General features: G+C 38.9%; 15 protein-coding genes and 1 riboswitch. Of the genes, 8 read left to right on the plus strand and 7 right to left on the minus strand.

Going from position 1 to position 13646, the window contains the following annotated elements; translation table 11 throughout:
* The first annotated feature begins 12 nt into the window (after positions 1-12).
* Positions 13-726: a 6-phosphogluconolactonase gene (pgl, locus tag CRO15_RS11790; protein WP_097046018.1), complete on the plus strand. Its 714-nt coding sequence runs from the start codon at positions 13-15 to the stop codon at positions 724-726.
* On the opposite strand, the gene CRO15_RS11795 is transcribed toward pgl, so the two are convergent.
* From CRO15_RS11795 to CRO15_RS11820, 6 genes are all read right to left on the minus strand, one after another.
* Complete coding sequence (locus CRO15_RS11795) at positions 723-1268, minus strand: acyl-CoA thioesterase (protein WP_097046019.1); 546 nt, start codon at positions 1266-1268, stop codon at positions 723-725. The genes pgl and CRO15_RS11795 overlap by 4 nt on opposite strands.
* A gap of 2 nt (positions 1269-1270) precedes the next feature.
* Positions 1271-1636: a 6-phosphogluconate dehydrogenase gene (locus tag CRO15_RS11800; RefSeq protein ID WP_097046020.1), complete on the minus strand. Its 366-nt coding sequence runs from the start codon at positions 1634-1636 to the stop codon at positions 1271-1273.
* Between the two features lie 3 nt (positions 1637-1639).
* A complete protein-coding gene (locus CRO15_RS11805) occupies positions 1640-2983 on the minus strand; it encodes a DNA recombination protein RmuC (RefSeq protein WP_097046021.1) in 1344 nt (447 codons plus the stop codon).
* A gap of 63 nt (positions 2984-3046) precedes the next feature.
* On the minus strand, positions 3047-3826 hold the full coding sequence (locus CRO15_RS11810) for an ABC transporter ATP-binding protein (RefSeq protein ID WP_097046022.1): 780 nt from the start codon (positions 3824-3826) through the stop codon (positions 3047-3049).
* Entirely contained in the window at positions 3826-4857 is a 1032-nt protein-coding gene (locus tag CRO15_RS11815) for a FecCD family ABC transporter permease (protein ID WP_097046023.1), read from the minus strand. Before CRO15_RS11815 ends, CRO15_RS11810 begins: the two co-directional genes overlap by 1 nt.
* The gene (locus tag CRO15_RS11820; protein WP_097046024.1) at positions 4858-6015 is read right to left on the minus strand and encodes an ABC transporter substrate-binding protein; all 1158 of its coding nucleotides are present in this window, start codon (positions 6013-6015) and stop codon (positions 4858-4860) included.
* A 54-nt stretch (positions 6016-6069) separates the two neighbouring features.
* A riboswitch (cobalamin riboswitch) is annotated at positions 6070-6302 on the plus strand.
* Between the two features lie 71 nt (positions 6303-6373).
* On the opposite strand from CRO15_RS11820, the gene CRO15_RS11825 reads away from it, so the two are divergent.
* Positions 6374-8236 carry a TonB-dependent receptor plug domain-containing protein gene (locus tag CRO15_RS11825; protein ID WP_097046025.1) on the plus strand — a complete coding sequence of 621 codons (1863 nt, stop codon included), beginning with the start codon at positions 6374-6376 and terminating at the stop codon, positions 8234-8236.
* A 17-nt stretch (positions 8237-8253) separates the two neighbouring features.
* Complete coding sequence (locus tag CRO15_RS11830) at positions 8254-9195, plus strand: ABC transporter substrate-binding protein (RefSeq protein ID WP_097046026.1); 942 nt, start codon at positions 8254-8256, stop codon at positions 9193-9195.
* A 52-nt stretch (positions 9196-9247) separates the two neighbouring features.
* Here CRO15_RS11830 and CRO15_RS11835 read toward each other — a convergent pair whose 3' ends face one another.
* Positions 9248-10693 (minus strand): S41 family peptidase, encoded by a 1446-nt coding sequence (locus CRO15_RS11835; RefSeq protein ID WP_097046027.1) that lies wholly within the window; start codon positions 10691-10693, stop codon positions 9248-9250.
* A gap of 210 nt (positions 10694-10903) precedes the next feature.
* On the opposite strand from CRO15_RS11835, the gene CRO15_RS11840 reads away from it, so the two are divergent.
* The 5 genes from CRO15_RS11840 to CRO15_RS11860 all read left to right on the plus strand — a co-directional run bounded on the left by CRO15_RS11840 (position 10904) and on the right by CRO15_RS11860 (position 13553).
* Positions 10904-11413 carry an RNA polymerase sigma factor gene (locus CRO15_RS11840; protein ID WP_097046028.1) on the plus strand — a complete coding sequence of 170 codons (510 nt, stop codon included), beginning with the start codon at positions 10904-10906 and terminating at the stop codon, positions 11411-11413.
* Complete coding sequence (locus CRO15_RS11845; protein ID WP_097046029.1) at positions 11400-11819, plus strand: hypothetical protein; 420 nt, start codon at positions 11400-11402, stop codon at positions 11817-11819. The genes CRO15_RS11840 and CRO15_RS11845 overlap by 14 nt, the downstream gene beginning before the upstream one ends.
* Positions 11820-11829: 10 nt before the next feature.
* Entirely contained in the window at positions 11830-12369 is a 540-nt protein-coding gene (locus tag CRO15_RS11850) for a DUF4252 domain-containing protein (RefSeq protein WP_097046030.1), read from the plus strand.
* A gap of 82 nt (positions 12370-12451) precedes the next feature.
* Positions 12452-12994, plus strand: coding sequence for a DUF4252 domain-containing protein (locus tag CRO15_RS11855; protein ID WP_097046031.1), 543 nt, complete (start codon positions 12452-12454; stop codon positions 12992-12994).
* A 19-nt stretch (positions 12995-13013) separates the two neighbouring features.
* The gene (locus tag CRO15_RS11860) at positions 13014-13553 is read left to right on the plus strand and encodes a DUF4252 domain-containing protein (protein ID WP_097046032.1); all 540 of its coding nucleotides are present in this window, start codon (positions 13014-13016) and stop codon (positions 13551-13553) included.
* Positions 13554-13646 lie beyond the last annotated feature (93 nt).

The raw sequence follows: 13646 nt of genomic DNA on the forward strand, positions 1-13646 counted from the left end.
AAAATTTAAAAAATGGAATTAAAGATATATAAGGATAAACAAGAAGTTGCTGAGCGGTTTTCAGCTTATTTCTCTGAGTTGGTCAAAGGTAAAACCGAAGTTCATGTGGCTTTGTCTGGAGGAAGTACCCCTAAGATTGTTTTTGACGTTTTGGCCTCAGATTATGGCGATAATATTGACTGGAATAAGATTCATTTTTATTGGGGGGATGAACGTTGCGTACCTCCAACGGATGACCAAAGCAATTATAAAATGACCGTTGACCATTTGTTTTCCAAGATACCTGTTCCCGAGAGGAATATTCACCGAATATTGGGAGAGGCAGACCCAATTGGTGAAGCTATGCGGTATGCCAATTTATTGGAAATCAATTTGGATAGGATAGAAGGTGTGCCTCAATTTGATTTGGTCATACTGGGCATGGGTGACGATGGGCACACGGCATCCATTTTTCCTCATGAAATTGAATTGTGGAATACCCAAGACCATTGTGTGGTGGCTACCCATCCAGATTCTGGTCAAAAAAGGGTATCTATCAATGGAAAAGTCATTAATACTGCCAAAGAAGTTGCCTTTTTGGTCACCGGAGCTGGCAAAGCTGAAAAAGTCAAGGCCATTTTGGAAAAAACTGAAGGTTTTGAAGCTTATCCAGCGTCTTTGGTCAATCCTAGGTCTGGAAAGGTGGTTTGGTTTATAGATGCAGCCGCTACAGCCAAACTGGATTAATTTAAATCCAATTTCGCATTTTCACTTTTAATGGTCTCCAAATAATCATCCACTTTAAATTTTGCAGGCTCAAATTTGGTATCTCTGGAACTTGCTGAGGCTTTGCGCTCCACACTTCGCGCAAAACGTCTAACCCCTTGCTTATCGGTTAAAATTAGACCGGGAACGGGAAGATTTTTCCCATTTTCGCCTTTGGCAACCATGGTGAAATATGAAGAATTACAATGTTTTCTCTGCCCGGTAGTCACACTTTGGGACTCAACCCTAACCCCAACAACCATCGAAGTTCGCCCGGTATAATTGATAGAAGCCTTCAAGGTGACCAGTTCACCAACCTCAATAGGATTCAGAAAATCCACTCGATTCACAGAAGCTGTTACGCAATACGCTTGCGAGTGTTTAGAAGCACAGGCAAATGCAATTTGGTCCATTAAACTTAAAATATGCCCACCGTGTACCTTACCTCCAAAATTGGAATGGGAGGGAAGCATGAGTTCGGTGATGGAAACACGGGATTCCTTTGAGGTTTTGAACTTTTTCATTGCTATTGTCTAAAATGCGGTGATTTTTCTTGGACTACATTTATGATATAATATTTGGTATCTCCCAACCAAAAAAAAGTGGCATATCTTTCTTTGTAGGTAACTTTTACATATTGTCCTTGGTACTCTTTTAATTTTTCAATTACTTCTTTCTCGCTGTCTTGAACGGAAAATTCAAAAATCTGGGCTCCAGAGATACCTTGACTTATCTCACCTTCCCAGGTTTTAACCAAAACTCCTTTTCTACTGAACTTGATCAGTTCACCTGACCGATAACCCTCACTAAAGGGAACGTAATAGATAAACGCAAAATAGGCAGCTAATCCAAAAAGAAGGACCGAAATAAATATAAATAGGAATTTACGCATAGTTTATAATTCAAGTTTTGGTTCTTCAAAATCATCTTCTTCAGCTCTTTTTAATATGGGTTCAGGAATGGATTTTTTGGCCTTGGCACCCATTTTTTTGAGCTTTTCAATGCTGGTCACGATGTTCCCGCGACCTTCTACCAATTTGTTCATGGCACCGCGATATTCCGTTTTGGCTTCGTCCATTTTTTTACCCACCTTGGTCAGGTCGGTTACGAATCCTTCAAACTTGTCATATAAGGCACCCGCTTGGCGTGCAATTTCAATAGCATTTTTCTGCTGCTTTTCATTGCTCCACATGGTATCAATGGTACGAAGTGTCGCCAACAGGGTAGAAGGGGTCACGATTACAATATTCTGTTCAAAGGCCTTGTTGTAAAGCGAATTGTCATTATTGATGGCAACAGCAAAGGCTGGCTCAATGGGAACGAATAACAACACAAAATCTGGACTTTCCATTTCGTACAGATCCTCATATTTTTTTGCTGAGAGTTGTTCCACATGCTTTTTGAGGGAATTAATGTGGTCTTTTAGATGCTTCTCCCTTAGCTCTTCATCTGCATTGGTGTAACGCTCATAATCCGTAAGGGAAACTTTGGAGTCCACTACCATTTTTTTGCCATCCGGAAGGTGAATAATGACATCGGGCATTACTCTGGACCCATCTTCCCTTGTAAAACTTTGTTGCACACTATATTCACGGTCTTTTTCCAAACCAGATTTTTCCAAAACACGTTCCAGTACCAATTCCCCCCAATTTCCCTGCATTTTGCTGTCACCTTTTAATGCTTTGGTAAGATTCTCAGCTTCTTGGGTAATTTTTAGGTTTTGGTTTTGCAGGTTGAGCAATTGCTCTTTCAATGCGGAATGGATACTGATGTTCTCCTTTTGTGTAGCTTCTACCTTCTTCTCGAACAGTTGAATTTTTTCCTGCAAAGGAGTTAAGATTTGTTTGATATTCTTCTGATTTTGTTCCGTAAACTTGGTGCTCTTTTCATCCAAGATTTTATTGGCCAGGTTTTCAAATTCTTTGGTGAATTTTTCCTGAAGCTTTTCTACCTCTTCCTTTTGCTCGGTGTTGATTCGCTCGAGGTTTTCCAAATCGGCCTGATAACGAACAATTTGATTGCTTTGTTGCTCCTTTTCGGCCTGCAATTGTTTTTTCTCTTCATCTCCAGAGAGCAGTTTATCATTTAAGGACTTGACAGAACTGTTTAATTGCTGTTCTCTTTCCTGCCAAACACTTTCATTGGATTTGGTCTTTAATTTTTGGATGTACATACCCCAAAACAGGCCTATTGCTATCGCAAACAGTCCAACAATCACATAAATAAACTCACTGCTCATAAAATTGTTATTCTTCGGATAAAGATAATGAGATTCCCACCTTTGTAGGAACTGCAGGGTAAATTACTTATTCACTTTAAAAGAACCGGTTTTTGAATCAAATTGGACCATTTCCAAAGGAAATAAGTGTTCAAAGTGCTTTTGTTCAATCAATTCGATAGGTGTGCCGCTTGGATTTTCATTACCATCCAATATCAAAATCGTATCACAGAGTTGAATGGCTAATTCTATCTCATGGGTGGTAAAAATGATGGTTTTTTGTTTGTTGTGGGACAATTGTTGCAGCAACTTCAAAATTTGGACTTTGTGGTAGAGGTCCAGATGGGTTGTTGGCTCGTCCAATAAAATCAGAGGGGTGTCTTGTGCCATGGCACGGGCAATCAATACTCGTTGCAATTGTCCATCACTGAGTTCATGGCATTTGTTGTAGCGCAAATCTTTCAAGAGAAAAGAAGACAAACTTTCCTCAACTTGTTGTTTATCTTCAGTAGTCAAAGTGCCAATCCAATTGGTATAGGGTTGTCTGCCAAGCGCTATCAATTCCTGAACGGTCAAATTTTTGGAAGCAGGTTGTTCTGTAAGGACAAAACTGAGGGTTTTTGCCAATTCAAAAGAAGAATGCAATTCCAATGCTTTTCTGTTTATGGCTATTTCACCGGATAATTTGGGTTGAAGCTTGCCAAGTGTGCGCAACAGCGTAGATTTTCCAACACCGTTTACTCCTACAATGGCACACAATTGTCCAGAGTTCATGCAGAAATTGATGTTGTCCGCAACAGTTTTGTCCTTGTAACCAATGCTTAGGTCTTTAACAATGATATTATGTTTTTTCAAGTTGGACATTAAAACAACATTTTACGTTTTCTGACCAGCAACCAAATAATAACTGGTGCTCCAACCAGTGAAGTTATGGCATTTATAGGTAGTACATTAGCGGAATTGGGCAACTGGGCAATGGTATCACATAACAACATTAAAATGGCACCGTAAAGAAATACTGCGGGAATTAGAACTCGATGTTCCATAGTATCAAAAATCTGACGGGTAAGGTGTGGTACCGCTAACCCAATAAAAGCAATGGGTCCTGCAAATGCAGTTATCCCTCCAGCAAGTATTCCTGTGGCGATAATAATAATCAATCTTGATTTTTTTAAAGACACTCCCAAGCTTTGGGCGTAATTTTCACCCAATAAAAAGGCATTCAATTTTTTGATGGAAAGAACACTAAGCATCAGTCCAAGAAAAACAACTCCACTTAAAAGTATCACTTGTTGACCGGATAGATTGCCTACACTTCCAAAGGACCAGAAGATAAAGCGTTGCAAATCCTCTGCACTTGAAAAGTAGGCCAATACACTGACCAGTGCGGTGGTAATGCTACCGAACATCAGGCCAATAATGAGCAAGGCCATAGTATCTTTCACCCGGTTCGCGACCAACATAACCACTAGTAACACCAAAAAACTTCCCAAACTAGCTGCAATGGCCAGAGAAATATCATTGATAAAGGTAAATGAAACCATTCCAGATATGAGTGAAGCTCCCAAAAGTATCATAGCGGCTCCCAAACTGGCCCCGGAACTGATTCCCAGCACAAAAGGTCCCGCCAGAGGATTTCGAAATAGAGTTTGCATTAACAATCCACTAATGGAAAGTCCTCCACCGACCAAAGCTGCGGTAAACGCCTTTGGAATTCGATAATTCCAAATGATGTAATTCCAAGAATCTATATCGGCCTTTCCTCCAAATACAACTGAAAGCATAGCATCAAACGGAATTACTACCGACCCGGAGCTAATATTCAATAACCATGCAAAGCATAGCGCCAATGAAATCAGCACAAAGGAAATTCGATATGATTTTAGTGAATGCATTTATCGCAATGGCATGAAGAAATGAGGTTCATAATCAGGCAAAAGCTTTGGATGCAAGATTGAAATCAAGTCTTTTAAAACAAGATCAGGGCGTTGTGGTGCCAATTCATAAAACAGTAACCCTCCGGTTGCCCCCTTTTTAACTGCATTTGAGTATACTTTTTTTGTTGTAAAAGCTTCAAATTGTTCATAATGGGCATTGGCTTGTTGTAATTCCTCATAGCTTGCATGTAATGATGGATTGAACCAAAAATCTGCTTTTTGACCTTTTTCCAGCACAGCTTCCAAACTCAAGCCAATACTACCCTTATTATCTGTATTTGCCCATAAATAATTAGCATTGGCATCCTTTAAAAATTGAGCCATCCAGCTATTTCCCCCAGCCACATACCATACATCTTTGTACAACCCACCAGTTAGCACCGTGGGTTTTTGTGTTACTTTTTTGGTCAAAAGCTTAGCTTCTTGGTACGAGGCTTCGATTTTCTTGAAAATATTGTCGGCCTCTACTTCTTTATTGAAAAATGGAGCAAAAAACTTGATCCATTCTGCTTTTCCCAATGGAGTCTGTTCTGTCCAATCTCCATTATAAACAATGGGAATTCCTGAACGTTTTAAAGTTTCGTAGGCCTTATTGGTATCGTTAATGCCAAAACCAATGATTACTTCTGGATTCAACTCCAAAACAACTTCGGTATTTATATTTTCATTGGTTCCCAATTCCTTGATATGGCCATCATTAATACGTTTACGAGCAGCTGGAGAAGAAATCAAATCGGTATTTGGAAAACCGGAGACAACGTTGAGAACTCCTAAAGATTCCAAAGCCGGAATGTGAGTTGTAGAAGTAATCACCATATTCTCTACCGGAGTTGCCACAATAGCATCATATGCATCGCTTGGAAGCGTAATGGAAGCTAACCTAGTTCTTGGGACCAGTGCATAGGTAAAGCCTGATTCTGCTCCCGGCCAGGGTGAAATAACCTTGATTATGGTTAGATCTCCAGATTGTTCAATGGTAAAACCAGTTGCATATTGAAGTTGAGTGGAGGTTTCAACTTGTTCAATTGGAAGTTGTTTCTTTTTTTCTCCACAAGAAGAAAAAGATACAAGGAACAAAGTTCCTAAATAGGCTATTGCAAGGATTTTTTTTGACATAGGCCAAATGTAAGATTATTTAACTTTTTCAAAAAAAGATTAAACAGAATGATTACTTTCGTGCCGAATTTTGGTTTATGCGAGGATTTTTTCGCATGATTAAAAGGGAATCCGGTGCAAATCCGGAACTGTTCCCGCAACTGTAAGCTGAGTCGAATCGGAGTTGATATTTCTAGAGTACCAACAACGAGTAGATGCTTGTCACAACTTCAAAACCACTGCCCATTGGGTGGGAAGGTGGTGTACAAGACGCAAGTCAGGAGACCTGCCAAATTCAAACAAACATTGTTAAACTTTCGGGATAAAGGTTTACGTATGGGACAGCATACTATTCTCCCGTTTATTCACTTAAACGAAAATGAAAAAAAATTATGTATTGTTATGTGCCGCTTTGGTAGCGGGTCAGGGTATTTCTGCACAAGAATCGCAGCAAGATCCTGTTGAAGTACAACAACTACAAGAGGTAGTTGTGAGTGATTCCCGATTTCAATTGAAACGAGAAAATTCTGGTAAAACGGTCATTAAGATTTCCACTGAGGAGCTGGAAAGGAGCCAAGGAAAGACCATCTCAGAAATCATCAACACCAAAAGTGGTATTGAAATTACTGGAAGCCGCGGACGTGACGGCTCCGTGTTTGGTGTTTTTGCACGAGGTGGTAGGGGTAGACAAGCCTTAATTATTATTGATGGGGTGAGAGTTTCTGATCCGTCCTCCTTTTCTCAGGAATATGATTTGAGGTTGCTATCAACCGCCGACATTGAATCTATTGAAATTATTAAAGGAGCTGCCAGTACGCTTTATGGGACCAATGCCGCTACCGCGGTAATCAACATTACCACAAAAAAGAGTTCGGCAAAGAAAGTTTCAGGAAATTTTCAATCTACCATTGGAACCAATCAGACCGCAGATGACCAAAATTACAATTTGGGGAGTTTTGGAAATGCGGTAACCATTAATGGAACATTGAACAAATTCTCTTATAATGCTGGGTTTTCCAATAGATATTCAAGCGGACTTTCCGCAGCTGTAACCCCAGAAAACGAGGAAGACACTTTTTCGCATTTTAGCACGAATCTTAAATTGGGTTATCAGTTTTCGGACAATTTTGAAATTTCCGTTTATGGGAATCAGACCAAATTTGATACAGAGTTTGATGCTGCCCTTACCGAAGCACCCAATCGTGCTAAGGTAACTCAAGAAAGAGTTGGACTTTCGTCATCCTTTAAATATAACAAAGGTTCTATTCATGTAAATTCGGCTTATACCGATTATGAAACAGATTCAAAAAGTACGTTTGGAGAGAGTATTTCAGACGGGAAGAACCTAGTTCTTGATTTTTACAATAAATACGTGTTTGATGATAAGTGGCACACCATTGTTGGGGTAAACTATCTTAAGGATGAAGCTGTTTTTAGTAATGAAGCCGATTTTACCATTCTTGACCCTTATGCCAATGTGGTCTATGTTTCCGATTTTGGGTTCAATTTGAATACTGGAGCAAGATTGAATACTCATTCGGAATACGGAAACCATTTTGTGTATAACATTAATCCTTCTTATGTTTTTACCACAACCAATGGTTACGTGAAGCTATTGGGGGCTTATGCCACTTCCTACATTACTCCTAATTTGATTCAATTGTTTGGTGATTTTGGAGCCAATCCTAATTTGGAACCAGAGGAAAATAGAACTATTGAAGGTGGTGTGGAATACTTTGTAAATGATAAGCTTAGGGTAAGCGCCCTTTATTTTGACAGAAATGAGAAAAACACCATCGGGTTTGACCAAAATTTCACCAGTATCAATGTTGCCAATGAAATTGATGCCAATGGAGTAGAAGTTGAAGCTTCTTGGAAACCCAGTGCCGATTTCAGTCTGGATGCCAACTACACCTTTACAGAGCGCAAAGGCGACAATGCCATCCGAATTCCGAAACATAAGGCAAATTTGGCTTTGAATTATCAAGTGTGCGAAACCACAGGTATTTCACTTAGTTATGCTTACACAGGGCAAAGGGTAGATACCGATTTTACCACATTTACAGATGTTGCATTGGATACCTTTTCATTGGTTAATTTGTATGTGGAGCACGTACTGAAACCAAATAAATTGAAGATATTCTTGAACGGTAACAACTTGTTGAATGAAGAATATGTTGAGGTCATTGGTTTTACTACCAGGGGTAGAAATATTATCGCGGGGTTTAATTTGACACTATAATTGAATAACTTGATGCCATGTTAAAAGTTTGTTCGTTTTTACCGGCTGTAACCCAGATGCTTTATGATATGGGATTACAAGAACATTTGCATGGCATCACTTTTGAATGCCCTGAACGGGCATTAAAAGAGAAAAAACCTGTGGTTCGATGCGTTCTTGAAGGAAAAAATCTGACCAGTATTGAGATAGATGCACTGTTTTCGGCAAGTAAGCATCAAGGGAAAGATTTGTATTATGTAGATGAGCCATTGTTGGCTGAAATAGCGCCTGATATCATTTTTACCCAAGATATGTGCGATATCTGCCAGATAGATACTGCATGCACGGCAGCTGCGGTTGCGAATCTAGAAAAACAACCTGAACTGATTTCCATTAGTCCTGAATCTTTGGAAGATGTTTTTGAATCTGCGGTGACCATTGCCAAAGCATTGGGAAAGGAAGAGGTTGCTTATGCCTATTTGGATGGATTACATAAACGGATTGATATTGTTGTTGACAAATTAAGAGCTGCACGGGCATTGCCAAAACGAATCATGTTGATGGAATGGTTAGATCCCATTTTTAATTGTGGGCATTGGATTCCGCATCAAATTGCTTTTGCGGGTGGAGTAGACATGCTTTCCAATCCGTCGGGGGACAGTATTGTGACCCAATGGGATAAGATCGTTAAATACAACCCAGAGGTTTTGGTGATTGCTCCATGCGGATTTACTGTTGACCGTACGTTGGAAGAATTGCACATACTAATCGAAAAGGAGGGTTGGAACAATTTAAAAGCTGTTCAAGACAATGCAGTTTTCATTGCTGATTTTGATATGTTTACTCAGTCCTCAGCCAATACCTTGGTCAATGGGATTGAATTGCTTGCAGGTCTTTTTCATCCGGATGTTTTGCAAGTACCGGAAAAGCTTTCCATGAAATATAAACATTTAAATACCGCTAAGGTATTGCATAAATAAGATTGCTGTAAGCACCAAGAAAAAAGCCGGCCTCAAGGCCGGCTTTTATGTTTTATCTGAAATTTAATGTAATGGGTTTGTCTAAAAACATATTATCCTTACCGGGTTTTTGCATTTCAGAACCAATAATGACTTTTCCTGTCATTTGGGGAACAGCAAACGCTCTTTTGTTGGTTACACCAGTAATCTCTTGAATAGCTCTTGCCAAAAGTGGTTCATTGACATCGCCTAAAACCCCTAGATTACCGTAATCTTCCTCTAAAACAATATCTGGGGCAAGTCCGTCGGTATAATCCGAAAAACCATCTGCATTTTCATTCCGACCTACCAAGGGTTGAATAGCCCAGCGATTTTCTGGATTTATGGAACCTTCTCTTGACTTGTTGTATATGTAGTCATTTCCTGGGTCATCTACCATGGTTATGGAAAATTCGTTTTTTCCGCGTGTGGTTTCTCCAATATGAACCACATCTACATAAGGAGCCAGTCCGTTCATGACCAATTCACTTGCAGATGCCGAACTATTTGTGGCAATAACATAAACCTTGCTTAAGTTCAAGGTGTTTATTGGCGTTCCATCATTGGTAGTGGCTGCAAAACGATCCTCCAATTGCGTAGCACTTAACTGATTCTGTATTTTATCGTTCCAACGTTGCTTTATATACAAATCGTTGGTATTTGTACCGTAGATCATACTGGCCAATAGACGGGAAGAGTTTACCGATCCACCTGGATTGTAACGCATATCCAAAACCAATTCTGTCACATTATCAGTTACAAACTGTCCAAATGCATCGTTAAGTTCTTCGTCAAAACCACGCGTAAAACCATTGTACATGATATACCCTATTTTTTTTCCGCTAATATCAAGAGTAGTGGAGACTAAAACTGGATTTTCGGTCAATCCTTCTAATTTGGTCAAAGACACCTGATCATCATTATCGGTTATTTCATTACCGCTAATGGTAGCCATACCCAAGGTGTAGTCCTCATTATCCCCAAATAACAAAGCCCTATAATTATTCCCGGTAAGTTGTTGACCATTGACTCTAGTGAAAATATCGCCACGATCAATATCCTTGCTAGCAGCATTGGAGCCTGGTATAATATACCTCACATAACCAAAAATATCATCACCACTTCCAAATCTGACCAAACCAAATTCTAGGCCATTGCTTTTTGAAATCCCATTGAGTCCATTTACCAAAGTAGTGTAATCTTCACCGGAAAAACTAAACCTATCTTCGGAGAACTGAATGCTTTCATAAAAAGTTAAAGGATCAGGGCTAGCCTCTAGAAAATCATTGTATTCCTGATTTGTAGAGAATTTGTTGTCTGCCAAATTAGGGACTTCACCTTGCCAAAAATACCAAAGGTTCATGGCTCGCCACATAAAATTTTGGACTACTACATTGGCAGGTAAATTTGCATCATCATCATTATTACAGGATGTTAAAAGGATTCCTAATCCTGTAAAGAGGAGCAAATATTTTTTCATAGCTTTATTTTAATAAGAATCATCAATTATTGTTCCAGATAAAAAGGAAACATAATAAATATGTGGTACAACTTTCTGAAATCTTACAAATTGGGATTACAAAATAGATACATAAAAGGAGAATACAAATTTTTTGTAACAAAATTCGATATGTGTCGTCGTGATATTGTAAGCAGGAAAATTGATGCTTATTACAACTAAGACAACCAAATGAAACAGGCCGAATTTTTAAACGTGGTAATGCCCTTTAAGGACAAGCTGTACCGATTGGCCAAAAGATTGTTGGTCTCTAGGGAAGAGGCGGAAGATGCTACACAGGAAATTTTGCTGAAGCTTTGGTCAAAGAACGAGAGCATGGCTGAATACAAAAATGTTGAGGCATTTGCAATGACGATGACCAAGAATTTCTGCTTGGACAGGCTAAAGTCTAAACAAGCTAGTAACCTAAAATTGGTGCACAGTAATTATAGTGATGAAAACACTTCATTACAAGGACAGCTCGAAGCAGAAGATAGTGTTCGCTGGATGGAACGGATTATGGAAGAGCTTCCAGAGCAACAAAAAATGGTTTTGCAGTTAAGGGATGTAGAACAATATGAGTTTGAAGAAATATGCGAACTCTTGGATATGAAACCCACAGCAGTTAGGGTAGCATTATCAAGAGCAAGAAAAATAGTACGACAAGAATTAGTAAAAAAACATAGCTATGGAATTGGATAACATAGAAAAATTATTGGAGAAGTATTTTGAGGCAACCACTACAGTGGTCGAAGAAAAAACATTGCAAGCTTATTTTTCCCAAGAAAGTGTACCAACACATCTGGAGCAATATAAGTCCATGTTCAACTACTTTTCCAACGCCAAGGAAGAACGATATACCAAGCAGGTACCATTAAAACCTAGAAAAAACTATTACAAGTGGATTTCCGTTGCGGCCGTAGCAGTTTTGACCTGTGGCATTTATTTTGGTAATGAAATCAAAGAAAAAAGAGAGGCGGAGTATGCCTATCAAGAAACAAAAAAGGCTTTTGAGCTCTTAGCGGAGAATTTTGGGAAAGGCACAGAAAAGGTGGCCTATTTACAAGAGTTTGAAGTAGCAAAACAAAAAATTTATAATAATAATTAAATCGTAAAAAATGAAAAGGAATATTTTAATCATTTTAATAGCAGTACTACCACTTTCAGGTTTTTCGCAATCGCTGTTCGATAAGTTCGAGGATTTGGATGACGTGACCTCGGTGGTAGTGAACAAAAGTATGTTCAACCTGTTGGCAAAGATAGATGTGGAGGTAGATGACCAAGAAGCCCAGGACTTTATGGATATTGCCAGTAGCCTTAAAAGCTTAAAGGTATTTACTACAGACAATAAGGAAATTGGAGATGACATGAAATCATCCGTGAACAGATACCTAAAATCGGCTACCATGGAAGAGTTGATGAGGGTAAAAGACAAGGATACCAATGTGAAGTTTTATATTAAACAAGGTAGGGATGACGACCATGTAAGTGAATTGTTAATGTTCGTTACTGGGTTGAAGGAAGTTGAAGCGAATGGGCAAAAATTTGAGACCGTGTTGCTTTCTCTTACAGGGGATATTGATTTGAACAAGATCAATTCGTTGACCAATAAGATGAATCTGCCAAAAGAGCTGAACAAGGCGGGTAAGAAACAATAAACAACAAACGGTTTTTAGTTGGCAGAGCTTAGCTTTCTGTCAGCTTTAAACCGATTTCAAAAATCAATCAAAAAACATCAAAATGAAAAAAGTTATTATAATACTATTGGCAGGAATGCTTCCCTATTTGGGAATTTCACAGTCAATATTCGATAAGTTTGAAAATTCGGATAGAATAGGAACGGTAACCATTAATAATGGTATGCTTAAGATAGCTGCTACAATGATGGCCGATGATAAAGATGAGGATACTAAAGATTTTGTGGAGTTGGCAAAAAGCATTAACAATATCAAAATCTTTCTTTCCGAAGATGATGGTGCGGCAGCAGACATGGCAACAACCATGAAACAGTATGTTAGGTCATCAAAATTGGAAGAATTAATGAAAGTTAAGGATGGAGACACCAATCTTAAGTTCTACATCAAACAGGGGAAAAATGAAGATAGGGTAGAAGAATTATTGATGTTCGTAACCGGAATAGATGACAAGGAGCATGGAGGTAACCATCATAATTTTGAAACAGTATTATTGACCATGACAGGGGATATTGACCTGACCAAAGTGGGTTCGTTGACAAAGAAAATGAAACTTCACAAGGGATTGGAAAAATTGGATAAAGAATAACACAATCAAAAAAATACAGATGAAAAATATAGTTAAAAGTTTGATGATCACAGGAACCGTACTTTTGGCTTCCTGTTCATCACAACAAAGTCTACAGGAGTATTATGTGGACAATTCAGAGAACCCCAACTTCATTGTTGTTGATGTGCCGGCGAGCATCCTTAAAATGGATGGAGTGGATTTAACCGATACGCAACGGAATGCTGTAGAATCCTTGAGGAAGTTCAACCTTTTGGCCTTTAAAAAGAACGAGGACAATGCTGCGGAATATAAAGTTGAAAAAGCCAAAGTAAAGGAGATTCTAAAAGATGATGAGTTTGTGGAACTCATGAAGATCAATTCCTCTTATGGAAAAGGTGTAATAAAATATCTTGGAGATGAAGATGCCATTGATGAGGTAATTATATATGGTGATAGTAAGGATAAAGGCTTTGCCTTGGTCAGGGTTTTGGGCAAGGATATGAATCCCGCACACATAGTACAACTTATGCAGGCCATTCAAAAATCGGACTACAAGGGAGAAGGACTTGGCGAAATAGGAGAGTTTTTGAAGGGATAACCAATAGTAAATCAAAAAACGGAATTCGGGCAACTTTAGTTGCCCGTTTTTGTTTTTAAGAGATTCATGGATTTTGTGTGACCTTCTTTTTAT

This window comes from Flagellimonas pacifica, assembly GCF_900215465.1.
GTDB classification, from domain to species: Bacteria; Bacteroidota; Bacteroidia; order Flavobacteriales; family Flavobacteriaceae; genus Flagellimonas; species Flagellimonas pacifica.